Raw genomic sequence first — 22,176 nt, 5'->3', positions numbered from 1 at the left:
AATAGAGAAGAAAGAAAAAATAAGAGCCAAAGAGCAATTATACAGACTCTCATTGTCCCAGTAAACCCTTACTTACATACCACCTGAATTGCAACAGTTTCCAACCTTTGGCAGGGGACAGTTTGAATGTATAGATAAAGAACAGGACAACAGAGCCTGCCCATTTTTTACATTCGGCAAAAACCCTGTTCGTGAATGCATTATCTGAAATTGCTTTCGTCCGGATACGTTCGCTTTTTCCTATGGAATAAGTCAACTCCCGAAAATGTGATTCAGAAAGTTTCTTTTCGGGGATATAATGGTGTATGCCCATCAGGGGCAGATAGTAAAAAGCTTCGCCACCCTTTGTCAGCCTGTCGTAAAGGTCTTTCTCTTCGGCGCCGATAAGTCCGGTACCTTTTCGTCCAAGTTCTACGTTGAACAGGCCGTATTTTTCAAATACTTCTTTCCTGAAAGCTGAGTTGCCACCTCCGGGATACTTCCCGTTTCTAAAGGGTTTTACTTTATCGCCTTCATACAGTGCCCCACCGATAAGCTGTTCGGTATAATGCGATAGCCATTTAGGCTTATCTGTTTCATATACAGGGACGATGGGGCCTCCACAGGCGGCTACATCGGGATGGGCTTCGAAAAATAACTTTATAGAATAAAGATAAAATTCGAATACGGTCGCGTCATCGTCTACAAAGACAAGGATATCCCCTTTGCTCTCCTTTACTCCTCTGTTGCGGGCATAAGAAAGCCCCTGGTTCGTTTCGAGAAAATAATGGAACTCGACCTGCGGAAAATCTTCCTGAAACTTTTTACAAATACTTTCTGTACTATCCGTACTGTTATTGTTTACCATGACTATCTCGTAGTCCTGATACGAAAAATTCTGTTCTGCAATGCTTTTCAACGCATTGTACAGATATTTTTCCCTGTTGTAAGTACAAAAAATAACGGAAAGTTTCATTTCATGAATGATTCTATACGATTATACAAATTATTCGCTAATTCCTTATATTTATCATCAAGATTTGAAAGATCTCTAATCTGTTGACTATATTCTTTGAATAAGTCCAGAGATAAGCAACAACAATTAAACCAGTCTTGCTGTGTATAATCGAATTCCTCCCACAGTATCGCTTCCTCATCTTCATCGTCTCCAATGAAATCCGGCCATACCATATCAGAATTTAATATATCATCCAGCTTAAACATAGTCTGCTTCACTGCATCTTTATAATGAGTGATAAAATTGTCTGTCGCGTTCCATACACGTTTATAAATAGTCAGAAGTTGCTCGTTGTCGGCTTGTGTATTATTTATTAGTTCCAGTAATACCCTCAGCATAAAGGGAGTCGCCGGCCATATTGTATCCTGATGTTCAATATTACTTTTTATAATAGCATAAACATCATTGTCTTTATTGAGCAAGCGTTCTACCTGTGGAGGAAAATCTGAAGCACGTCCATAGGAGTGAACCAGATTTCCCCATGGAATATCCATATATTCCTGTAATTTGCTATTCATCTTTTTTCCTGGCAACAAAAGGCATAATTATCAAACCTATCAATAACAAGACAAGGATACCTGATGAGGCAGTGGCTACATAGCGGCTTGTAAAGTATCCTTTCGGTTCGAACCTGAATACAACTTCATGTTCTCCGGCCGGAATACGCAAAGCACGTAATGTCCAGTCGGCACGGAAGTGAGGCGCTTCTTTTCCATCGATATAAGCCTGCCATCCGTTCGAAAAATAAACTTCCGACAGTACGGCCAATTGTTCTGTAGCGGCTTTCGACTTGTATGTAAGTATATCCGGTTTGTATGCTGTCATTTCCATTGTCGCCGAAGAGTCCGGAACGATGGTCAGTCCTGATAATTCATTCTCGAACCGCTTGTCTACAATGGCTGTCTGGTGCGGATCGAATGTATTGATAGCCACGATTTCCTCGTCAGCATTATTTACCAGTTTATATTCGTTTACAAACCACGCGTTACCCATTGCATAAGGATTTATCAATGGCGGTTGCTCCGGATGGAATATCACATATTTTGCGTTCAGCATATTCAATGCTGTAGTCTTGCCGAACGAAGCGGTTATAGTATCTATATTCTGAGAATTGAACGAACCTATAATTTGTTTGAGCTCTCCATCCAAACGGTTTTCTATCAGTTCCTGATAACGCTTCAGTTTGGCGGCATGGTATCCTCCTACCGACTTGTGATAGTAAGATGTTTTGGTTTCCTGAAACGGATTATTCAGGTTAAGAACCCTGTATGACGGGTGCTGGTCTTTCAGTATTGCCTGATCGGCTACAGACGGAGAAAAGGATTCGGTCTTATATGTATTTTTCGATACGAAATTCTTGTCGCTCAGGTAGCGTTTGTCTATACCCCAGAGGTCAATCAGTACCAATAATACAAGACTTAATGACCCGTATATAGTTAACTTTTTAGTTTCCAGCTTCGTGCGCAGCGAGAAAAACAGTATCGCCCCCGCTAGTAAAATGAAGATCAGCGAACGCAGGGCGTCGGAAGTGAGCAACTCTTTGCGGTCGGCCATCAACGCACTGTAATACCAGTCAGGAACCTGCGATTTCCATTGAGTGTCAGCATCGGATACGAAGTTGAAAAACGCGCCCGGAGCTACCCACAGTATGAGGCAGATACCGCCTACTGTGCCCAGTGATATATAGAGAGCCCTCGTCAGTTTCTTCTTGTCTATCTCTCCTGAGAAAAACTCTTTAACGCCCCAAACTGCTATCATAACCATCGTCAGCGCAGGGATTACCAATGCGGTAGATACTGCCCTGAATTTGCTATACAAAGGGAAATGATAGAAGAAAAAGTCATTGAACCATTCCATATTCCTACCCCATGCAAGGAAGATGAAGAAGATAGTGGCAACGAGCAGCCCCCATTTCGCCTTGCTGCGTACGATAATCATCCCCAGAATGAACAGGAAGCAGACTATAGCGCCAAAGTAAACAGTACCTTGTGTAAAAGGCTGGTCGCCCCAATACTGAGGGATAATCTGGGTTACCTGATTGGCAAATTCGGCAGGTATTTCTCCCGATTGTACTCTCTGGGTCAGTACTTTTACACTTTGTGCGTCTCTCTCGTAAGGCTTTGATGAGCCTCCGTACAGGTTAGGAACCAGAAGCGTAAATGTCTCCGCCTTTCCGTAACTCCATGCAAAAGCATAGTCTTTGTCAAGTCCGGTAGATTGCTTCTCTGATTCTGATTTCGGGGAAGTCAGTTCCGATTGCCCGCGGGTACTTTCCCTTGCCATTTCGAGGTTGCCGTATATATTCCCCATGTTTGCCAGTACGGCGAGGCTGATAGCGATAATCATTGCGCCACACGACAGCAGGAATGATTTGTAGTTCTTTTTTGAAAGGACATCTATTGCATACGTGATAAACAGTATCGCCCCCAATATACCTGTGTAGTAGGTCACTTGCAAGTGGTTGCTCTTTATCTGCAATGCCAGTCCCAGAGCGACCAGTACCCCCGCAAGGAGTATCTTGTTCCTGAACAGGGACATGATGCCGGCTACAATCAGCGGCATGTAGGCCAGTGTCCATGCTTTGGTTACGTGTCCGGCATTGAGTATGACTATATTGTACGATGATAAGGAGTACGCGATGGCTCCGAGCATGGCAGTGGCAGGGCTGAAACCCATCAGGCAGAATAAGATATACGCCATAAGCATCCCCGCGAAAACAGGGCCGGCAGTAGTGCTACCTAAAGCTTTAAATGGTTTTTCGAGGTAATCGAGAAAGTTTGGGCTACCGCCATATACACCTATCTGATAGGCAGGCATTCCTGAGAACATGGAATTTGTCCAGGCAGATGTCTTCCCTTCGTTGTAATAATAGTCGCTGATTTCTTTTGCCGATCCCTGAAATTGTTCCACATCATGCTGGGACAGGACTTTTCCCTCTAGCAGCGGACTGAAATAAACCATTGTTACTACCAGAAACAGGATTACTGCAATAGCATGTGGTAACAACTTCATCAATAAAGACTGCTCTTTTTTTATCATCTTAGTAACTGTTTAAATTTTACCGAAATAATTCTTTATATAACCATTTTCTTCCTTTGGTATTTTATGGCTCTTTTGAGCATCTTTTTCACTTTTTACTTTTGGTTTAGCCCGCTAAACCTACAAGTAAAAATCAAAAAATCTATCTCAAAATAACTCATAGTAGAATACCAATAAAATCTAAACAGTTACTTATTTGGTGTTTGATATTTTTTCTTTCTTTTTCAATATATAGATTAACGAGCTGCTTCCTTTTTTGTTTCCCAGTGTACGCAGGAAATATATGCCCCCACGGCATAATCCGCGTATGCCGGCGAGGAAACTGCCCTTATTCTTTTCGCTGAGCATGGAGATGTAAAATCCGTCGAAGTACATCGGCTTCGTTTCTATTACTTCAAACTGATGCCTGCCTGCTATGTGCCGGAAATCATCCGGAGAGAAATGCCATAGGTGGCGGGGTACGTCGTAAGCCGCCCAGAATTCTTTGTAATGCGCGGCATCAAAAGAATCTTTGTTGGGTAAAGCGACAATGAGTACTCCGTCATCTTTGAGTATGCTGTGTATACGCTCGAATACACTGTTCAGGTGTTCCAGATGTTCCAGTACATGCCACATTGTGATCACGTCTTTTGTCTGGCATGGAACCTCGTAGAGGTACTCTGAGCCTTGGCAATCGATGTCGAATTTTAATTTCGCATATTTACGGGCGGCTTCGGATTTTTCTATACCGGTTACAATCCATTTCAGTTCTTTCATCCTGTTGAGGAAATATCCGGTACCTGCGCCTATATCAAGCAACTTGCCTTTAGTGGCCTTAGTATACTTAGTAACCAGCTTTGATTTCGACCTCAATGATATTTTCCTTGCCAGATGATACAATATATTGATAATGCCTTTGTTCGTATCGGAGTGTGAGATATATTCAGGAGCGTCGTAGTATTTGCCGATTTCTTCTTCTACAGGGAAATCCTGTGTAAAGGCAAACTTACAGGTATTGCACTTTTGTATTTCGAAGACTTCTTTTGTTGTCAGGTAATCTTTGCACGACAGAAAGTTATTTAACTCTGTACTGCCGCAAACAGGACATATTGAGATGTGTATTTTTTTTGTAGTATTTTCCATTATAGCGCGAATTGCATTCTGTCTACTTCGTCAAAATTTTTAATGATCTGATAGTCCGACCAGTCACGGTAATCATCATCGTTGGAATCGACTACGATTATTTTTCCTGCCTGAGCGTTTTTCGCGGCTTGCAATCCGGCTACAGCATCTTCGAAGATAATAACTTCTCCCGGCTTTTTGCCGATTATCGACAAGGCTATCTGGTATATTTGCGGGTCGGGTTTGCCTTTTATTTTACCGTTATTGTAGACTATCTTATCATATTCGAACCAGCGGGTAAGAGGCAGATGCTCAAAATAAAAGTCAACATTCTCCTTGCCCGATGCAGTTGCTATGGTAAACGGTATATTGTTGTTCTTCAGAAAGTCGAGAAATTCAGGTGCTCCCGGCGCTAAAGGCATATTGGTCTGTAAACACAATTCCTGATAAAGTAATTCTTTTTCAAGGATGTAATCCCGGATTTCCCCGTCGGATAACATCCCATTAAATATAGACTGAAATATATCCCTGTTGTTTTTCCCATGTAGTTTCTGAAATTTATCCTCATCGGAAAGGTGCAGGTTATGCCTGGTTAAAAATATGTCCCAAGCCTTATTATGTAGTTTGGTATCCCAAAATAATGTTCCGTTAAAGTCGAAAATAACTCCTGAAAAAAGCATACGTTTTCGTTTACAATTCAGCCACAAATGTACGAAATACTTAGATATATAGATATTTGAAGAGATAACTATTATTATTTTTATACAAATAACTTAAACTTTTGCTTTTACTTTAGCGTTAGATTGACAAAAGAAACTATAATATTCTGACACTAAAAAAGGTAATTATGAAAAAGGATCTAAAAAAAGCAATAGAAAATCGCAGAACATACTACAGCCTGAGTGACAAAAGCCCTATTTCGGATAACGAAATAAAAGAGATCATCGATTTTGCGGTATTACATGTCCCATCGGCATTCAATTCCCAGTCTACAAGAGTGGTTCTTTTGTTGAACGATAACCATAAGAAGTTGTGGAACATTGTGAAGTCGGTATTGAAGAAGATTGTTCCCGCAGATGCATTTCACGCTACAGAAGCAAAAATAGACGGCGCGTTTGCATCAGGATATGGGACTATACTTTATTATGAAGATACAAGTGTTGTAGAAGGTTTGCAAAATGCTTTTCCTTCATATAGCGAAAACTTCCCGGTTTGGTCTCAGCAGACTTCTGCGATGCATCAGTTTACAATCTGGACATTGTTGGAGGAAGCGGGCTTCGGCGCGTCATTGCAACATTATAACCCGATAATTGACGAAGAAGTAGCGAAGGCATTCAAGATAAATCCTAAATGGAAGCTAATTGCCCAGATGCCATTTGGTACTCCTGTGGGAGAAGCAGGGCCAAAGGATTACCAACCACTGGAAGATAGAATAATAGTATTTAAGTAAGTTATGAATTATGACCTATGGATTAAACATATAACTCTCAACTCATAATTTATAATTCAAAAGAGCGGCACATGCCGCTCTTTTTCATATATTCACTATAGCTCCTCAAAACGCCCCTGGAAGAAACGGAGGTACTTAGGCTCGTATACCATCTTCAATCCTCTTGCTTTATCCCTGTCTTTATACATTTGTATGATACTCCATGCCGCTACATCAAAGTGTGCCTGGGTGTATACACGGCGGGGAATAGTCAGGCGTACCAACTCCAATTCGGGGTAATAGTGGTCGCCCGTTTCTTTATTCCGTCCTGCCGAGACAATGCCCCGTTCCATACCCCGTACACCACATTCCACATAGATGTCAGCCGCCAGTTTCTGAGCAGGGAACTGGTCTTGCGGAATATGCGGATAAAACTTCTTGGCATCGATAAACACACCGTGCCCACCAATAGGCAACACGATAGGTATTCCTGCTTCATTCAGCAGGTTGCCAAAGTATTCTACCTGACGGATACGCGATGCAATAGTCTCGTCCTGAACTGCTTCGATCAATCCCTGTGCCATTGCTTCCATATCGCGTCCGGCAAGGCCTCCGTAAGTCGGCATACCTTCGTAGACAACAATCAGGCTACGTAATTCGTCGAACAATTCCGGATCATTGCACATCACTAGTCCGCCGATATTTACATATAAGTCTTTCTTGCCGCTCACAGTAGCCGCATCGCTATACATACAGAATTCCCGGTTTATATCTTCCACGCTGCGATGTTTATAACCTTCTTCGCGTTGCTGTATGAAGTATGCGTTTTCTATATTACGGGTAGCATCCAGCACTACCTTTATACCATGCTTATGTGACAGTTCCGAAACAGCCTTCATGTTGGCCATGCTTACAGGTTGTCCTCCGGCAAGGTTAACGGGTGCTCCCACTGTAATATAGGCTATATTCTCAGCGCCTTTTTCTTTGATAAGCCTCTCATATTTTTCCAGGTCGATATTCCCTTTGAACGGATGATCCGACTGGCTTTTGTGCGCTTCATCTATTATCACATCTACAAACGTGCCTCCGGCAATTTCCTGATGCTGGCGGGTAGTAGTGAAATACATATTTCCGGCAACATACTGCCCGGGGGTTATCATGCATTTGCTCAACAGGTTTTCAGCTCCACGCCCCTGATGGGTAGGCAAAACATACTGATAGCCATAATACTTCTTACATACTTCTTCCAGATAATAATAACTGCGGCTACCGGCATAAGCTTCATCTCCAATCATCATTTTAGACCATTGCATATCGCTCATAGCATTTGTGCCGCTATCCGTCAGTAAATCGATATATATATCATCGGCATGGAGAAGAAAAGTATTCCAGCCGGCTTCTTTCATACACTTTAAACGATGTTCCCTTGTGGTGGTTTTCAGGGGCTCTACTACTTTAATGCGATAGGGCTCTGCCCATGGTTTCTTTGAGAATGCCATACTCGTAGATTTTAGGTTTAAAAAATTATATTATATCGAAAAATGATATGAGCAAGGTTGACTGACTATTTGATCGATCAAACAGCGCGTTTCAACAAATATACAATATTCTAACGATACAATTACGATTTTTGAGTAAAATAAAATGACATTTTATCACACACACAAAGAAAAGGGAACCGATACGCTATGGTAGCATACCGGTCAATATATAATTAAGAGCCTGTTACCCTATCTGGCTTCCCGCATTCACTTCCTTCGAAGGTTGTATCAGCGACAGGTTGCCTTCAGCGTCTTCTACCGAAAGTATCATACCCTGCGACTCCACACCTTTCAGCTTGCGCGGCTCAAGGTTGGCGATAAAACAAACCTGTTTGCCGACCAAATCCTCCGGCTTGTACCATGCGGCAATACCCGAAATGATAGTACGTTTGCCCATACCGTCATCTATCAGGAACTGTAGAAGTTTATCGGCCTTTGGTACTTTGATGCATTCTAAAACCCGACCGACACGAAGGTCTAGTTTAGCAAAGTCGTCAAAAGTAACATTTGGCTTTTGAGGCGCTACTTTTATTTCTACGTCTTGTTCATTCGCTTTTTTGGTATCCAGCAACTTCTGTATTTGTTTCTCTATCGTTTCGTCTTCTATCTTGGCGAACAGCAATTCGGATTGATTCAACTGATGCCCTACAGGCAGTAAATCGATATGTCCCAACTGATTCCATGTGAGGTTGTCCATATTGATAAACCGGCGTATCTTCTTTACGCTGAACGGCAGGAATGGTTCGAATGCGATGGACAGGTTTGCGGTTATCTGTAATGCGATATTAAGGATCGTCTCAACCCTTGCCATATCTGTTTTAGCTACTTTCCACGGTTCGGTATCCGCCAGATATTTATTGCCGATACGTGCAAGGTTCATTGCTTCCTTCAACGCATCGCGGAAACGGTATGTGTCGAGATATGATTCTACTACGGCTTTTACATCAGCAAACTCTTTCAGCGTTTCTTTGTCATAGTCCGTCAACTCGTGTATCTGTGGTACTTTATTGTCGAAATATTTTTGAGTAAGCACCAATGCCCGGTTGATAAAGTTGCCTAAGATAGCAACCAGCTCATTGTTGTTACGCGCCTGAAAATCTTTCCATGTGAAGTCATTGTCCTTTGTCTCCGGGGCGTTTGCAGTCAGCACATAGCGCAGTATATCCTGCTGTCCCGGAAAATCTTCGAGATACTCATGTAACCATACAGCCCAATTGCGCGAAGTGGATATTTTATCCCCTTCCAGGTTCAGGAATTCATTTGCCGGAACATTTTCAGGCAAAATGAAAGAGCCTTCTGCTTTCAACATGGCAGGGAAGACGATACAGTGGAAAACGATATTATCTTTCCCTATAAAGTGTACCAGCTTAGTATCTTCCGATTTCCACCATTTCTCCCAGCTGTCGGGGAGTAACTCAATCGTATTCGAAATATATCCGATAGGCGCGTCGAACCATACATAGAGTACTTTCCCTTTAGCATCGGGCAGCGGAATAGGCACACCCCAGTCAAGGTCGCGGCTTACGGCACGGGGTTGCAGTCCCATGTCGAGCCATGATTTGCATTGTCCGTATACATTCGACTTCCATTCTTTGTGGTCTTCCAGTATCCACTGGCGGAGCCATGATTCGTGCTTGTCCAGTGGCAGGTACCAGTGTTTTGTCTCACGCATCACAGGTGTTGCCCCGGAGATAGTCGATCTTGGATTTTTCAAGTCTGTAGGACTTAGTGAAGTACCGCACGATTCGCATTGGTCGCCGTATGCGTTCGGATTGCCGCAATGGGGGCATTCGCCCATAATGTAGCGGTCGGCAAGGAACATCTGAGACTCTTCGTCGTAGTACTGTTCGCTTGTTTTTTCTTCAAACTGACCATCATTGTATAGCTTCAGGAAAAAATCGGACGCTGTTTTCTTATGGATTTCAGAACTTGTGCGCGAATAAATATCAAAGGCAATGCCGAAATCCTCAAACGATTTCTTTATGATTCCGTGGTATTTATCTACAATATCCTGAGGTGTTACGCCTTCTTTTTTGGCACGGATAGTGATAGGCACACCATGCTCGTCAGAACCTCCTATGTGTATCACATCTTCGCCTTTTAGCCGGAGGTAACGCACATAAATATCGGCAGGGATATATACTCCGGCAAGGTGCCCGATATGTACCGGCCCGTTGGCATAGGGTAGAGCAGAGGTAACGAGGGTTCTGTTGTATTTCTTAGTCATATAGTGTTGTATTTCAAAATTTTAAACAGGCTCATAGTATATGTCGAAAAATATTTCATATACATTATAGTCAATCGAAAATGTTAAAAAGTGACAAAAGTGACACTTTTTGAGATTATTCTTTATGTTACTTTTTCTATCCGATAACACACTTGCTATCTCTACTATATAGATAAAATTATAGGAATAAAGTTGCCGTTATTCAGCAAAATTCGCATAAATAAATTTTAATCTTAGAAACTTTTTAAATTTTATTCGTTTAAATTTTTAGAGCTGTTTTAGAGATGCTTTTTTTCTTCCTCGAAACGATAATAGCGGGCTATTTGAGTTGATAGAAAGGAAAAAACAGCCGAAAACAGACTAAAAATGAACGAAGAAAAAGGTATAATAAAATATTCGTATAAAATTTAAACAGTTTCTTAGCTTTTCTAAAATAACAAAGTGCAAAGATAGGAACTTAACCAGAAAAAACACAGAGGATAAATAGTTTTGTTTGTAGGTTTTATATTAAACTCGTCTTGACTTTTAACCACAGGGTCGTACGGAGTTTATTGTTTATGTGAATCAGTATTTCGTTTTGTTTAAATTATGTGTTCTTTTATCCTGCGCGCAATCACAGATTGCTTGCCTTACTTTTGGCCGAAGCTCCAAAAGTAAGCAAAAAAGCATTGCGCCCCGCTTCGCTGTACGACCCACCATCGGCTTGCCGGCTGAATGAAGTGATGAAAATCTCATCATTGCGATAATTGGCAGACGATGCTTAAAAGCGCCCGCACTTCATTCTACGCCGCCTGCACCGGGTGGGTACCCCCGTACGCTGGCTAACGGCGCCGGCTGACGCCTGATTGATAGAGTCTATCTTCTGTCTTGACGTTGCGTCGCGACTCCGTGCATCTGTTCCGCAGGCGGGGTACCCACCCGGTGCAGACGGCGTGAAACGGGATGTTGTCCGAGCCGAAGGCGAGTTTCGTCCCGTTTAGCCGGCAAGCCGTTGGTGGGTCGCCGAGAGACGAAGCACTAGCCTTTTGCTTCCTTTTGGGCAATGCCAAAAGGAAGGACAAGCCCGGGAGGGCGCGGCAGGATGAGCTATAACTAATGTATTTAGCATGTGATAGCCTTTATGCAAAAAATAAAAGAACCTATAATTTAAACAATCTAAGTTTCCTTACGAGGTAGTGGTAACAATACTTAAACATCAGGAAATGAAAGATTTCAACCTGACCCATTCTTTGCCGAAGTACTGAGTGCAGATAATAGCATAGGCAAGTTTACAATATCGGATGCTTTTATCCGTTAGTAGTAAAAATATATTCAATATATACAAGGGGAATATAGCTGGTCTTAGAGCCTGAAAAATGAACGAAGAAAAAGGGATAATAAAATATTCGTATAAAATTTAAACAGCTCTTAGTATTGGCATACTTTATTGCGCAACTTTATAGATTACATTCACACAAACTTTTCTAAGTAGCGAGAACGAATGTTTAATTTAAGTTATGCCGGGTTACGAATTATCGATTGAGAAGCACAGGCGGCTCAAAAGAGAAAAACGAGTTTGGACTTGACTTATATGGGCAATTTGATAAAAAAAGCAGCGAACATTATAAATAAAAAGAACGGCTTCTTCACATTTCTACGGGCTCAGTTTTCTTCTCAAATATCCAGTTTGACAGACTTCCTTGTCAGCATTATTTGCGTCAATCTCTTTGGTATCTTCTATGGCAACGCCACACTTATAGGTAATGTCACGGGGGGTATGCTCAACTGTTTCATCAATTACCAGTGGACGTTTAAGGCAAAGGGCATCAAGGTAAGGTATGTCCTTATAAAATTCGTGTTGGTCTGGCTTGTTAGTATTCTGCTGAACAGGCAGGGCACGATACTGTTTACCGAATTTGTGATGAAATGGATTCCTGTAAATAAGTTGCCGAATATTATTGTAGAGAATGTTTTTTTAATACCCAAGATTGTAGTGTCTATAATAGTGGGACTGGTATGGAATTACAACATGCAACGTGTATTCGTGTATAGAGAATTGAACTTCAGAAAATACCTGACGAAAAGCGGATACAAGACTTCTGTTACCGATGATAACGGAGAAAAGTGTAACAGTAATAGAAGTTAATAATATAAAGAACTTCAAAAAACACATTTTACCTAATTATAAACTAATCACAAACTATGGATAATTCAAAAAATAAGAACACAGAAGCATTGTCTAAAATAACTAAAGACAGGAGCAGGACAAATGTTTTACAAGTCTACGAGCAGAACCTGATTGCATATCTCGTTCAACGGGTTCCCCAGTGGATGACATCCGATATGCTTACCGGGATAGGTTTTGTTGGGAGTTTAATTACTTCTTTAAGTTTTTTCCTTGCCGCATTCTTTGACAGGGAATGGCTCTTGTTGGGCATTCTGGGCTTTGCTGTAAACTGGTACGGCGACTCTCTCGACGGACGCCTGGCATATTACCGCAACAAGCCGCGCAAATGGTATGGCTTTACCCTTGACTTCATCGTAGACTGGATGACGAATATACTTATAGGCATTGGTTTCATCGTGTATGTAGACGGAGTATGGGAAATACTTGGATTTGGCTTTGTAGTATTGTATGGCTGGGCAATGATGATAGCTGTATTAAGGTACAAGATTATCAATAAATATTCTATCGATTCCAGCAAAATAGGGCCTACCGAAGTCCGCTTCATCATATCGGGCATCCTTATCCTTGAGGTTATCTTCCCAGGTTCTATTGTTTATTGTGGTATCCTTGTCTGTCTCGTCCTGCTTGTTTTTGACATTCGCGATTTTCTGCATTTATTGAAAGTGGCAGACCAAAGGGACAAAGAAGAAAAGCTGGCTAAAGAGCAACAGGAAGCCACAGAAAATAAAAATTAGAAAATACGCTTTCTAATTTTAAAATAGCATGATAATCTTTTAAACACGGAATTCTTTGTTACATACAGTGATAATACAACTGCTTGTCAGGCGTCAGCTGAACGCCGTTAGCTTCAAGTACGGGGCACCCGTCGGGCAAAAACGGCGTAAAACAAAAACGTGTTTGAGCTTATCCGCAATATAAAGTCTATGCTCGTTATGAGCGAGTTTTTTTGTTTAGCCGTTGAGCACGTAACGGGTCGGACGTTGAAGCGGGGCGCAAAAGCATTTTTGCTTACTTTTGGGGCTTTGACCAAAAGTAAGGCAAGCAATCTTCGATTGCGCGCAGTGTAGTGTTTGATAACTTATTTTTTAATTTTATTATCGGGTATTTCTTCTATGAAAGATAAACTTGTAAGTAAAGATATGATTCGGGGTGTACACCCTGTATTCAGAGGGCGCTTTGGCAATATCCTTATAAAAATTATATTCAGCCTGAGCGGAATCAATAAGGTAAATGCCGTATATGATGGTTCGAAACATCTGACCGAGCTCGACTTTGTAAACGATATGCTCGATAAGCTGGGCATTATCCGCGAATACGAAAATTACGAAGTATTGGATTCGTTTAAGGAGGGTTCTTTTATAACAGTATCCAATCATCCGTACGGGCATCTCGACGGAATTATAGAGATAAGCGCGGTCGCCTCCAGGCGTAAGGATTACAAAGTAATGGTCAACTGGATACTGATGCAGATTGATACCATGGAAGAATTCTTCCTGGGAGTAAACCCTTTTCCTAAAGGCAATAAGATGTCGGAAGTAAAATCCAGCGTAGGAGGAGTCAAGCAATGCCTCGAACACATTCGGAGCGGGCATCCTTTAGGCCTTTTTCCCGCCGGAGGGATCTCATTGCCAAGCCTGAAACAGCCGGTAGACAGGGAGTGGCAAGAACCTACACTGAAATTGATAAAGAAAGCCCGTGTCCCTGTTATCCCGGTATTTATTTCGGGAAGGAACTCTTGGTTCTATCAGTTTCTGGGCCGTATAGGCTGGCGGGTGCGCACCTCGCGCCTGCTGCACGAAGTGACCAACAAAAGGGGAAAAACAATATATGTCCGGTTTGGAGAACCAGTATTGGTAGAAGAGCAGGACAAGTACGATGATATAAAAGAATTCGGTAAGTTTCTACATACTCATGTTTATGCCATGAGCAAAAAAACAAAAATATGAGATACTTCATATTGCTTCTTTTTATACTGGTTCTATCGTCCTGTAGCATGTCAGAAAACAGTTTGCGCAAAGGCAAGCACCTCGACAAGGCTACAGAAAGGCCTAGCACAGACCTTGTCAGGGAACAGTTTACTGCAAACTGGCAAGCTCCGCTGTCGAAGCTGCCCCCGAGGTTCCAGATATTCTATGAAACCGAAGATAAAGTATACTGGGGTTTTGTCGATCATGAAGTATTCAGCACTCCGGTACGCGAACTCTACTATTCCTATAAAGACGAACTTTGGAAATCTGCCAACAGATTCTCTTCTCTGAATGCGAAAAAACTATCGGAAGAATGGATTTTCGAGAACCTGCCCCTCTGCAAAGATTCGGTACACATTCATATAAATCGCGTAGGGCTTGCAGAAGATAGTGTAAGGATACAGTTCGATGGAAGAATCATGCAGAAAGACTCCATCGCCTCACATGATATATACACTTTTGACTGCATTCTGGATAAAGATAACCAGATAGAGCAATTTAATATCCAAACAACCACCGACACAGCAGATAAATAATTTCAGCTCTGCCGTGGGTCTAATCCCCACTTCAGTTTGTTACGCAGCGTGTTATAGAAAGTATTCTCTTTGCGTTTCACTACCTGTAGAGTGAAATCGGCTTTTCTGATTGTCAGTTTCGACCCTGTTCTGAATACATTAGACCGGCCGTCCAGCGAAATAAGGAAATTATTGTTCCGGCTTTCCACATCCAGAGTTATTATGCTGTCATCCGTTATCACAAGAGGCCTGTTGCCCAGTGTATGGGGAGCGATAGCCGAAATAACAAAACTTTGGGAAGCGGGCGCTATTATCGGGCCGCCTACACTCAACGAATATGCCGTAGAGCCTGTGGGAGTAGCTATGATTATACCATCGGCCTCATACGATGTCAGATATTCGTCGTTGATGTGGGCATGTACAGTAATCATGGATGCCGTATCCTGTTTCATTACAGCTATTTCATTCAAGGCATAGTTGAACCCGTGATAGATTTTGTTTTCGGTTGACAATTGCAATCGGCTGCGATGTTCCACACGGTAATTGCCCGAAAACACATCCTCGAAAGTATCCTCCAGGTCTTCCTCCCCCACATCGGCCAAGAAACCCAGACGGCCTGCGTTTATCCCCAGAATCGGGATATTCTTTTTGCCTATTACGGAAGCCGCGCGCAGAAATGTGCCGTCTCCGCCGATTGTAACAACTAAGTCCGCATCAAATTCATCGTTCCTTATTATTGCTGCAGTATCGTATTGCAGATGAAAGCATTCTTTGAGATAATTACAGAACTTTTCCTGGATAAGTATCTCCACCTTATTATCCTTTAAGATATTGAATAACATCTCCACCTGTTCCTTCTTTTGATGCTTACTGCCGAATATCGCTATTTTCATATTTTTTCAAAGTTGACAAGATACGACACACAAGTTAACAAGCAGGCAAATTGATTTATAAACTTGTATCTCGTATCTTGTTTACCCGTATCTAGCTGAAGGGCATAAAACAAATAACCCGTCAAGCTGTTAATAAAATGGAACTGATACCCGCTTTTTCATCAAATCATATTACATTTGTAGGCTGATATCGTTCCACAAAGTTGCTAAAAAGTTTTAACTTTTCACACTGTTTTTAAGCAATTCACATTGGATGAATATTTTTAATTGTTTGATATGACAAAGTTAAGTGTAAATATTAATAAGGTAGCTACATTGCGGAATGCGCGCGGAGGGAATGTACCTGATGTTGTAAAAGTGGCGATTGACTGTGAACGGTTTGGTGCGCAGGGCATCACTGTTCATCCCCGCCCTGACGAAAGGCATATCCGCTTTAAAGATGTATATGATCTGAAAGCAAAGATCAAGACCGAATTTAATATAGAAGGGTATCCGTCGCAGAAGTTTATAGACCTGGTAACAACTATACGTCCGACACAAGTAACGCTTGTCCCTGACAAACCGGACGCGATTACCTCCAATGCCGGATGGGATACGGTAGAGAACCAGCAATTCTTATCAGACTTGGTAGATACGTTCAGGGCAGCAGGTGTGCGCACTTCTATTTTTGTAGGTACCGAACCGAAGATAATAGAGTTTGCCGCAAAGACAGGTGCCGATAGGATCGAACTATATACAGAGCCTTATGCCGCTATGTATGATAAGAATAAAGAAGTGGCGATAGCCCCTTTTGTGGAAGCCGCCAAGCTTGCCAAAAAATTAGGCTTGGGTGTAAATGCAGGGCATGACCTTAATCTGGAAAACCTGAATTACCTGTATGTCAATATCCCTTGGATCGATGAAGTTTCGATAGGCCATGCCTTAATAAGCGATGCCCTCTATTTAGGTCTGGAGAATACGATAAAAGCATACAAGAATTGCCTGAAAGAAAAAACTGAATTAGACTGATTATAATAAATGGATGCGCAAAAGGATAGACTAATAAGTATAGGTGCGACTATCGGGTTCCACCTGTTGATTATCTTGGCTCTGATCTTCTATACCCTTGACCTGACACCGATGGCAAGGCATGCGGAAGATCTGGGTGGCGTGCCCGTTATGTTTGGCAATGTACCCGACGCGTTCGGCGATGACGAAGCATTCGGACGGGGCAATGGCGATGTGGGGGCTAGCGAGGCCAGTTCGCCCAATGTGGTGGAAGAACCCATCCCGATGGTAGAAAACACAACTAAAGCTTCGAAACCAGCCGTTTCGAATACAGAAAAAGTTCCGGTTACTCAAGATATGGAGGAAACCGTAGCTATAAAAGAAGCGAAGAAGAAGGCTGAAGCAAAAAAACAGCAAGAGGCCGAAGAAAAGCGAAAAAAAGCTGAGGCTGAACGTGTAGCACAGCAGGAAGCCACTAAAAAAGGCCAGATAAACAATCAGATGGCCGGACTTTTCGGCAACGGAACAGGCAGTGGTAGCCGTGGCAATACAGAAGGGACGGGTACTCAGGGTGTTCCTACGGGAAACGCCAGTTATGGAAAAACTTCCGGAGTAGGTGGCTGGGGTTCGTTCGACCTGGGAGGGCGTAGCCTTGGCAGCGGCGGACTGGTCAAACCTAATTACTCGGTGGATGATTATGGCACTGTGGTGGTCGATATACTGGTAAGTGCCAAAGGCGATGTTGTAGAAGCTACAATTGGCAAAGGTACAAACACACCGAATACGAACCTGCGGAACGAAGCCATCAGGGCAGCTAAGCGTACTAAGTTCAATGCCGTGTCGTCCGTAACGAATCAAAAAGGAAGAATCACATATAAATTTAATCTGAATTAAGGTCGCAGACCTTTTTGTTATTTTGTAAGTAAAAAACAATCGGAGGTTAAGAAACCAAAAGGCATTATTAAACTTTAATTATAACTTATATGAAAACGATATTTTTATTTCTTACAACCGGATTTGAAGAGATTGAGGCTCTGGGTACAGTAGACGTTCTTCGTCGTGGCGGATTAGATGTGAAAACCGTATCATTGACAGATAATAAACAAGTGGTAGCCAGTCATGGAGTACCTGTTGTTGCCGACCTTATGTTTGACGAAGTGGATTTTTCTAAAGCCGAAATGTTGGTTTTACCGGGAGGAACTACCAAGTTTAACGAGCACGAGGCTATGAAGAAAGAAGTACTGGCCTTTGCCAACAAAGGAGAAAAAGTAGCGGCTATCTGTGCTTCCCCTATGGTACTTGGAGGCTTAGGCTTGCTGGATGGGAAAAACGCGACATGTTATCCCGGATTTGAGCAATACCTGAAAGGTGCTACCCTGCAAACGGATAAAGCTGTGGTTGTGGATGGCAACATTACAACAGGACGCGGCCCGGGACTCACTATCGATTTCGCCCTCAGCCTGGTAGAACAACTGGCAGGTAAAGCAAAGAGGGACGAAGTAGCAGCAGGATTATTGGTTAAGTAAAACATAATCAGGAATGATGGGGTGTGAATCTCATCATTTCTAATATTATTTATATTAAGTAACACAACTCAAAAAAATGGAATTTTTACATGAGGTTTGGACCTTCTTTCTCAACCTGTTAAGAGATACAGGCGGTACATTAGACATGCTGGTAACGGATTATGGCGTATGGGTATACGCTATTCTGTTCTTGATTATTTTTTGTGAAACAGGATTGGTCGTAACACCTTTTTTACCGGGCGATTCCCTCTTGTTTTTGGCCGGCGCCATCGCTGTCCGCCCCGACAATCCACTACACATTTATCTCCTCGTGGGTATATTGATCGTTGCGGCGATAATAGGCGATGCCACAAATTATACGATCGGCCGTTTCTTCGGAAAGAAATTGTTTAGTAATCCCAAATCAAAGATATTCAAACAGGAATATCTGGAGAAGACGAATAAGTTTTACGAGAAGCATGGAGGGAAGACCATTATCTTGGCACGTTTTGTCCCTATTGTACGCACATTCGCTCCATTCGTTGCCGGAATGGGAAAAATGAGTTATAAACATTTCTTCTCATACAATGTTATTGGAGGTATAGCTTGGGTTAGTATATTCTGTGCTTTAGGCGCTATTATCGGCAGCAATGCATGGGTTGAGAAGAACCTGGATAAAGTAGTGATTATCATCGTCATTGTCTCTATACTTCCTGGCATATACGAAGTCGCCAAAGCGAAATGGGAATCATGGAAAGAAACCAAAGCGAAAGCGGAGAACTAAAAATACAGATATTTATATCTTAACTCTTTTACCACTAACACTACCGGGCGGCAACCTTAATAGTGAGAGTGGTTTTTTATTTTAATAAAAACAGATGATATTATGAGTGGAATAGCGAATATACCTGATGCGGGAACGAAGAAAAGACTGGTAATAATAGGTGGTGGATTTGCCGGTCTGGAACTGGCGAAGAAGATTAATAAGAACCATTTTCAGGTGGTATTGATCGATAAGAACAACTATTACCAGTTTCAACCTCTGTTTTATCAGGTAGCTACCGGAGGGCTGGAACCAAGCTCTATATCTTATCCACACAGGAAGAATTTCCAGAAGGATAAGAATATTCATTTTCGTATGTGTGAAGCCCAATGTGTAGAACCTCAGAATAAACAGGTAAAGACTAATATAGGCGATATTACTTATGATTATTTGGTAATTTCTACGGGCTGTGACACCAACTACTTTGGTAACGACAGCCTGAAAGAAAGCACTTTCGCCCTGAAATCCGTGTCCGAATCCCTTCTGTTGAGAAACCGTATTTTACTCAGCTTTGAAGAGGCTTTGAACGCGAAAGATGATGACGAGTTGAAAGAAATACTCTCCTTTGTCATAGTAGGTGGCGGTGCTACAGGAGTAGAGTTAGCCGGAGCCTTAGCCGATATGAAAAAGTCCATTCTTCCAAAAGATTATCCCGAGATAGATTTCTCAAAAATGGAAATACATCTGGTAGATGCTTCGCCGAGGCTTCTTTTTGCCATGTCGGAGAAGGCTTCCGAGAATGCCGCAAACACCTTGAAGAAGAGAGGGGTCATTATACATCAGGATATTTCGGTGAAGTCTTTCGAGAAGCCGTATGTTGATATAAGCGACGGAACCCGACTCCGTACCCGAAATGTACTTTGGGTTGCCGGGGTAAAGCCTAACAGCCTGAAAGGATTGGATGAGACTGCCTATAACAGGGGACGCCTCTCTGTAAACGAGTATAATCAGGTGCAGGGATATGATGATATATTTGCTATTGGGGACACGGCCTTGCTTATCTCAGAAAATAGCCCTAAAGGACATCCGCAGGTGGCACAGGTTGCTCTACAGATGGCAAAACGTCTGGCAAAGAATCTGAATAATACCACAGATAGTACGGACTGGGAAAAGTTTGTATATATAGATAAAGGTTCATTGGCTACTATCGGGCGAAACGCGGCAGTAGCGGATTTAGGGAAATTCCGCTTTGGCGGATGGTTTGCATGGTGGTTATGGTTATGGGTACATATCCTGTCCATTGTGGGTATGCGGAACAAGGTTTCCGTATTTATTGATTGGGTATGGAGTTACCTCAATTATGACGTATCTTTGCGTCTCTTTATCCGCCCGAAGTTCAACAAGATGTATAAGGAAGAATGAATTTTATAAAAGTACGTGATTACTGGACTAACTCTATTCCTCAATGGGATAATTACACAAAGGAAGACGCAGAAGCTGTATTTCGAATAACAGGTTCAATCTCTGTGCTTGATTATATAATGGCTCCCGAAGCTGATATTTGGAAAATAAGATATGCCGGCTTTGATTTCAGGTTAAGCGTTGATTCTATCTACGGATGTGAAATTGAATTATTTGCCGAAGAGGCATTGCCTAAAGGTATGGAACTGATAAAACTCCTCATCGCTAATTCTTTTCGTAAAGTAACCGGGATAGACGAAGGCTGGTACAGACCTATTCACGAAATTTATAAAGGCTCTTTCCCATTACATGAGCAAAGGAGCGGGGAACAACAAAGAAACGCTTTTGAAAATGAGCATTACCGGCTGATAGCCAAAATAGTTTTTACCGATAAATTCAATCTGGCATCTTTTATTTCTTATTGGGACTTTGACAGTTACGTTTACATTGAGCACTTTGCAGTAAACCCGCTGATGAGAGGACAGAATGTAGGCAGTTCGTCATTAAAATTGTTTGCCGATCTAATAAAAAAGCCCGTTCTTCTCGAAATAGACCCATTGATAGATGAAATTTCGAACAAGCGCTTCCACTTCTATGAAAGGCTGGGTTATCAATTAAACTCTTATACGCATTACCATCCGGCATACAATACACAGTTCCCTCCCCATCAATTGTTGGTATTAAGCTATCCTGACAAGATAAATCAAAAACAATACGACCGGTTTAAATCAGACCTGGAGCATATTGTGATGAATAAAGAATCATCAAAATAAATAACTATATTTGTGGCTTAATACAGTAGGCCGGTTTGTCGCTGGCTGCCTTCGGGCAGAAAGAGGAAAGTCCGGGCAACACAGAGCATCGTATTTCTTAATGGGAAGCTGTTCGTGAGGGCAGAGTAAGGTAACAGAAAATAACCGCCTTTGACGAGGTAAGGGTGAAAAGGTGAGGTAAGAGCTCACCGGTCTGTATAGCGATATGCAGAGCCGTACCACTTGCGAGTTGTAAGACCATGTATACCGGCGCATGTAGGATTGCTCGTCCGATGCCGGGGGGTAGGTCGCTAGAGCCTGTTGGCGACAACAGGCGTAGATAAATGGCAAACACTCCTCTTGGGAGTACAGAACCCGGCTTACAGGCTTACTGTTTTTTTACAAAATAACTGTCTCAAAAGTATAACATCTCTATCATATTGTTACTCTCTTTGTCATTTTGAGTGCTCATTATTTACCAATAAACCAAACGATAATGACGATAAAAATCTTTTCTTTGAAAAAAACTCATGGCAGTGTAGCACCAGTTCAACTAATGTTAATATACTTGCTGTTGAGTCTTGCTTCAAAGAAAGGTAGAGTGCTCATTATTTACCAATAAACCAAACGATAATGACGATAAAAATCTTTTCTTTGAAAAAAACTCATGGCAGTGTAGCACCAGTTCAACTAATGTTAATATACTTGCTGTTGAGTCTTGCTTCAAAGAAAGGTAGACCAAATATTGGTGATTCTCTTGATAAAAAGAATAATTCCCGGATGGTAGCATACTTGCATTTTATGCCTGTTTACTTCTTTGAGCCATGAGTTT

The 22,176-nt window shown here is 42.0% G+C and carries 19 protein-coding genes and 1 other RNA gene; 12 read left to right on the top strand and 8 right to left on the bottom strand.

The features are described 5' to 3' along the window. Positions 1-49: 49 nt before the first annotated feature. The 5 genes from D0T84_RS11655 to D0T84_RS11635 all read right to left on the bottom strand — a co-directional run bounded on the left by D0T84_RS11655 (position 50) and on the right by D0T84_RS11635 (position 5,817). Entirely contained in the window at positions 50-955 is a 906-nt protein-coding gene (locus D0T84_RS11655) for a glycosyltransferase family 2 protein (protein WP_163308048.1), read from the bottom strand. Continuing rightward, positions 952-1,515, bottom strand: coding sequence for a hypothetical protein (locus D0T84_RS11650; protein WP_163308047.1), 564 nt, complete (start codon positions 1,513-1,515; stop codon positions 952-954). The genes D0T84_RS11655 and D0T84_RS11650 overlap by 4 nt, the downstream gene beginning before the upstream one ends. Further along, the gene (locus tag D0T84_RS11645; protein ID WP_163308046.1) at positions 1,508-4,036 is read right to left on the bottom strand and encodes a YfhO family protein; all 2,529 of its coding nucleotides are present in this window, start codon (positions 4,034-4,036) and stop codon (positions 1,508-1,510) included. The genes D0T84_RS11650 and D0T84_RS11645 overlap by 8 nt, the downstream gene beginning before the upstream one ends. Before the next feature lie 192 nt (positions 4,037-4,228). Next, complete coding sequence (locus tag D0T84_RS11640; RefSeq protein WP_163308045.1) at positions 4,229-5,158, bottom strand: class I SAM-dependent methyltransferase; 930 nt, start codon at positions 5,156-5,158, stop codon at positions 4,229-4,231. Further along, entirely contained in the window at positions 5,158-5,817 is a 660-nt protein-coding gene (locus D0T84_RS11635; RefSeq protein WP_163308044.1) for an HAD family phosphatase, read from the bottom strand. The genes D0T84_RS11640 and D0T84_RS11635 overlap by 1 nt, the downstream gene beginning before the upstream one ends. A gap of 167 nt (positions 5,818-5,984) precedes the next feature. Between D0T84_RS11635 and D0T84_RS11630 the strand changes: the two genes are divergently transcribed. Then, complete coding sequence (locus D0T84_RS11630; protein ID WP_163308043.1) at positions 5,985-6,587, top strand: nitroreductase family protein; 603 nt, start codon at positions 5,985-5,987, stop codon at positions 6,585-6,587. Between the two features lie 95 nt (positions 6,588-6,682). Here the strand turns inward: D0T84_RS11630 and D0T84_RS11625 are convergent, their stop codons facing one another. Both D0T84_RS11625 and metG read right to left on the bottom strand, forming a co-directional pair. After that, positions 6,683-8,065: a tyrosine phenol-lyase gene (locus D0T84_RS11625; protein WP_163308042.1), complete on the bottom strand. Its 1,383-nt coding sequence runs from the start codon at positions 8,063-8,065 to the stop codon at positions 6,683-6,685. Between the two features lie 226 nt (positions 8,066-8,291). Beyond that, the gene (gene metG / locus D0T84_RS11620) at positions 8,292-10,346 is read right to left on the bottom strand and encodes a methionine--tRNA ligase (RefSeq protein ID WP_370525500.1); all 2,055 of its coding nucleotides are present in this window, start codon (positions 10,344-10,346) and stop codon (positions 8,292-8,294) included. Positions 10,347-11,904: 1,558 nt separating this feature from the next. Here metG and D0T84_RS11615 point away from each other — a divergent pair. The 4 genes from D0T84_RS11615 to D0T84_RS11600 all read left to right on the top strand — a co-directional run bounded on the left by D0T84_RS11615 (position 11,905) and on the right by D0T84_RS11600 (position 15,004). Then, the gene (locus D0T84_RS11615; RefSeq protein ID WP_163308040.1) at positions 11,905-12,459 is read left to right on the top strand and encodes a GtrA family protein; all 555 of its coding nucleotides are present in this window, start codon (positions 11,905-11,907) and stop codon (positions 12,457-12,459) included. A 56-nt stretch (positions 12,460-12,515) separates the two neighbouring features. Then, positions 12,516-13,235, top strand: a complete 720-nt coding sequence (locus D0T84_RS11610; protein ID WP_163308039.1) for a CDP-alcohol phosphatidyltransferase family protein — start codon at positions 12,516-12,518, stop codon at positions 13,233-13,235. Between the two features lie 378 nt (positions 13,236-13,613). After that, on the top strand, positions 13,614-14,447 hold the full coding sequence (locus D0T84_RS11605) for a lysophospholipid acyltransferase family protein (protein WP_163308038.1): 834 nt from the start codon (positions 13,614-13,616) through the stop codon (positions 14,445-14,447). Beyond that, positions 14,444-15,004, top strand: a complete 561-nt coding sequence (locus D0T84_RS11600; RefSeq protein ID WP_163308037.1) for a hypothetical protein — start codon at positions 14,444-14,446, stop codon at positions 15,002-15,004. Before D0T84_RS11605 ends, D0T84_RS11600 begins: the two co-directional genes overlap by 4 nt. Positions 15,005-15,006: 2 nt before the next feature. Here the strand turns inward: D0T84_RS11600 and D0T84_RS11595 are convergent, their stop codons facing one another. Continuing rightward, the gene (locus D0T84_RS11595; protein WP_163308036.1) at positions 15,007-15,876 is read right to left on the bottom strand and encodes an NAD kinase; all 870 of its coding nucleotides are present in this window, start codon (positions 15,874-15,876) and stop codon (positions 15,007-15,009) included. A gap of 276 nt (positions 15,877-16,152) precedes the next feature. On the opposite strand from D0T84_RS11595, the gene D0T84_RS11590 reads away from it, so the two are divergent. The 7 genes from D0T84_RS11590 to rnpB all read left to right on the top strand — a co-directional run bounded on the left by D0T84_RS11590 (position 16,153) and on the right by rnpB (position 21,743). After that, entirely contained in the window at positions 16,153-16,884 is a 732-nt protein-coding gene (locus D0T84_RS11590) for a pyridoxine 5'-phosphate synthase (RefSeq protein WP_163308035.1), read from the top strand. A gap of 9 nt (positions 16,885-16,893) precedes the next feature. Continuing rightward, positions 16,894-17,757 carry an energy transducer TonB gene (locus D0T84_RS11585; protein ID WP_163308034.1) on the top strand — a complete coding sequence of 288 codons (864 nt, stop codon included), beginning with the start codon at positions 16,894-16,896 and terminating at the stop codon, positions 17,755-17,757. Positions 17,758-17,846: 89 nt separating this feature from the next. Beyond that, a complete protein-coding gene (locus D0T84_RS11580) occupies positions 17,847-18,389 on the top strand; it encodes a DJ-1 family glyoxalase III (protein ID WP_163308033.1) in 543 nt (180 codons plus the stop codon). Positions 18,390-18,465: 76 nt separating this feature from the next. After that, complete coding sequence (locus D0T84_RS11575) at positions 18,466-19,152, top strand: DedA family protein (protein ID WP_163308032.1); 687 nt, start codon at positions 18,466-18,468, stop codon at positions 19,150-19,152. 102 nt (positions 19,153-19,254) lie between these two features. Continuing rightward, a complete protein-coding gene (locus D0T84_RS11570) occupies positions 19,255-20,553 on the top strand; it encodes an NAD(P)/FAD-dependent oxidoreductase (protein ID WP_163308031.1) in 1,299 nt (432 codons plus the stop codon). Beyond that, positions 20,550-21,365 (top strand): GNAT family N-acetyltransferase, encoded by an 816-nt coding sequence (locus D0T84_RS11565; RefSeq protein WP_163308030.1) that lies wholly within the window; start codon positions 20,550-20,552, stop codon positions 21,363-21,365. The genes D0T84_RS11570 and D0T84_RS11565 overlap by 4 nt, the downstream gene beginning before the upstream one ends. Positions 21,366-21,387: 22 nt before the next feature. Then, positions 21,388-21,743, top strand: an RNA gene (gene rnpB / locus D0T84_RS11560) — RNase P RNA component class A. Positions 21,744-22,176: the final 433 nt, after the last annotated feature.

It is taken from the genome of Dysgonomonas sp. 521, from assembly GCF_010501055.1.
Lineage (GTDB): Bacteria > Bacteroidota > Bacteroidia > Bacteroidales > Dysgonomonadaceae > Dysgonomonas.
The sequence above is the reverse complement of the archived record's forward strand: the minus strand, read 5'-3'. Positions and strand labels throughout refer to the sequence as shown.

Coding starts and splice junctions, on each gene's coding strand:
- D0T84_RS11615 (WP_163308040.1), top strand. CDS start 11,905: ATGGGCAATTTGATAAAAAAAGCAGCGAACATTATAAATAAAAAGAAC.
- D0T84_RS11600 (WP_163308037.1), top strand. CDS start 14,444: ATGAGATACTTCATATTGCTTCTTTTTATACTGGTTCTATCGTCCTGT.
- D0T84_RS11585 (WP_163308034.1), top strand. CDS start 16,894: ATGGATGCGCAAAAGGATAGACTAATAAGTATAGGTGCGACTATCGGG.
- D0T84_RS11590 (WP_163308035.1), top strand. CDS start 16,153: ATGACAAAGTTAAGTGTAAATATTAATAAGGTAGCTACATTGCGGAAT.
- D0T84_RS11625 (WP_163308042.1), bottom strand. CDS start 8,065: ATGGCATTCTCAAAGAAACCATGGGCAGAGCCCTATCGCATTAAAGTA.
- D0T84_RS11650 (WP_163308047.1), bottom strand. CDS start 1,515: ATGAATAGCAAATTACAGGAATATATGGATATTCCATGGGGAAATCTG.
- D0T84_RS11575 (WP_163308032.1), top strand. CDS start 18,466: ATGGAATTTTTACATGAGGTTTGGACCTTCTTTCTCAACCTGTTAAGA.
- D0T84_RS11655 (WP_163308048.1), bottom strand. CDS start 955: ATGAAACTTTCCGTTATTTTTTGTACTTACAACAGGGAAAAATATCTG.
- D0T84_RS11570 (WP_163308031.1), top strand. CDS start 19,255: ATGAGTGGAATAGCGAATATACCTGATGCGGGAACGAAGAAAAGACTG.
- D0T84_RS11565 (WP_163308030.1), top strand. CDS start 20,550: ATGAATTTTATAAAAGTACGTGATTACTGGACTAACTCTATTCCTCAA.
- D0T84_RS11605 (WP_163308038.1), top strand. CDS start 13,614: ATGAAAGATAAACTTGTAAGTAAAGATATGATTCGGGGTGTACACCCT.
- D0T84_RS11610 (WP_163308039.1), top strand. CDS start 12,516: ATGGATAATTCAAAAAATAAGAACACAGAAGCATTGTCTAAAATAACT.
- D0T84_RS11640 (WP_163308045.1), bottom strand. CDS start 5,158: ATGGAAAATACTACAAAAAAAATACACATCTCAATATGTCCTGTTTGC.
- D0T84_RS11580 (WP_163308033.1), top strand. CDS start 17,847: ATGAAAACGATATTTTTATTTCTTACAACCGGATTTGAAGAGATTGAG.
- D0T84_RS11630 (WP_163308043.1), top strand. CDS start 5,985: ATGAAAAAGGATCTAAAAAAAGCAATAGAAAATCGCAGAACATACTAC.
- D0T84_RS11595 (WP_163308036.1), bottom strand. CDS start 15,876: ATGAAAATAGCGATATTCGGCAGTAAGCATCAAAAGAAGGAACAGGTG.
- D0T84_RS11645 (WP_163308046.1), bottom strand. CDS start 4,036: ATGATAAAAAAAGAGCAGTCTTTATTGATGAAGTTGTTACCACATGCT.
- D0T84_RS11635 (WP_163308044.1), bottom strand. CDS start 5,817: ATGCTTTTTTCAGGAGTTATTTTCGACTTTAACGGAACATTATTTTGG.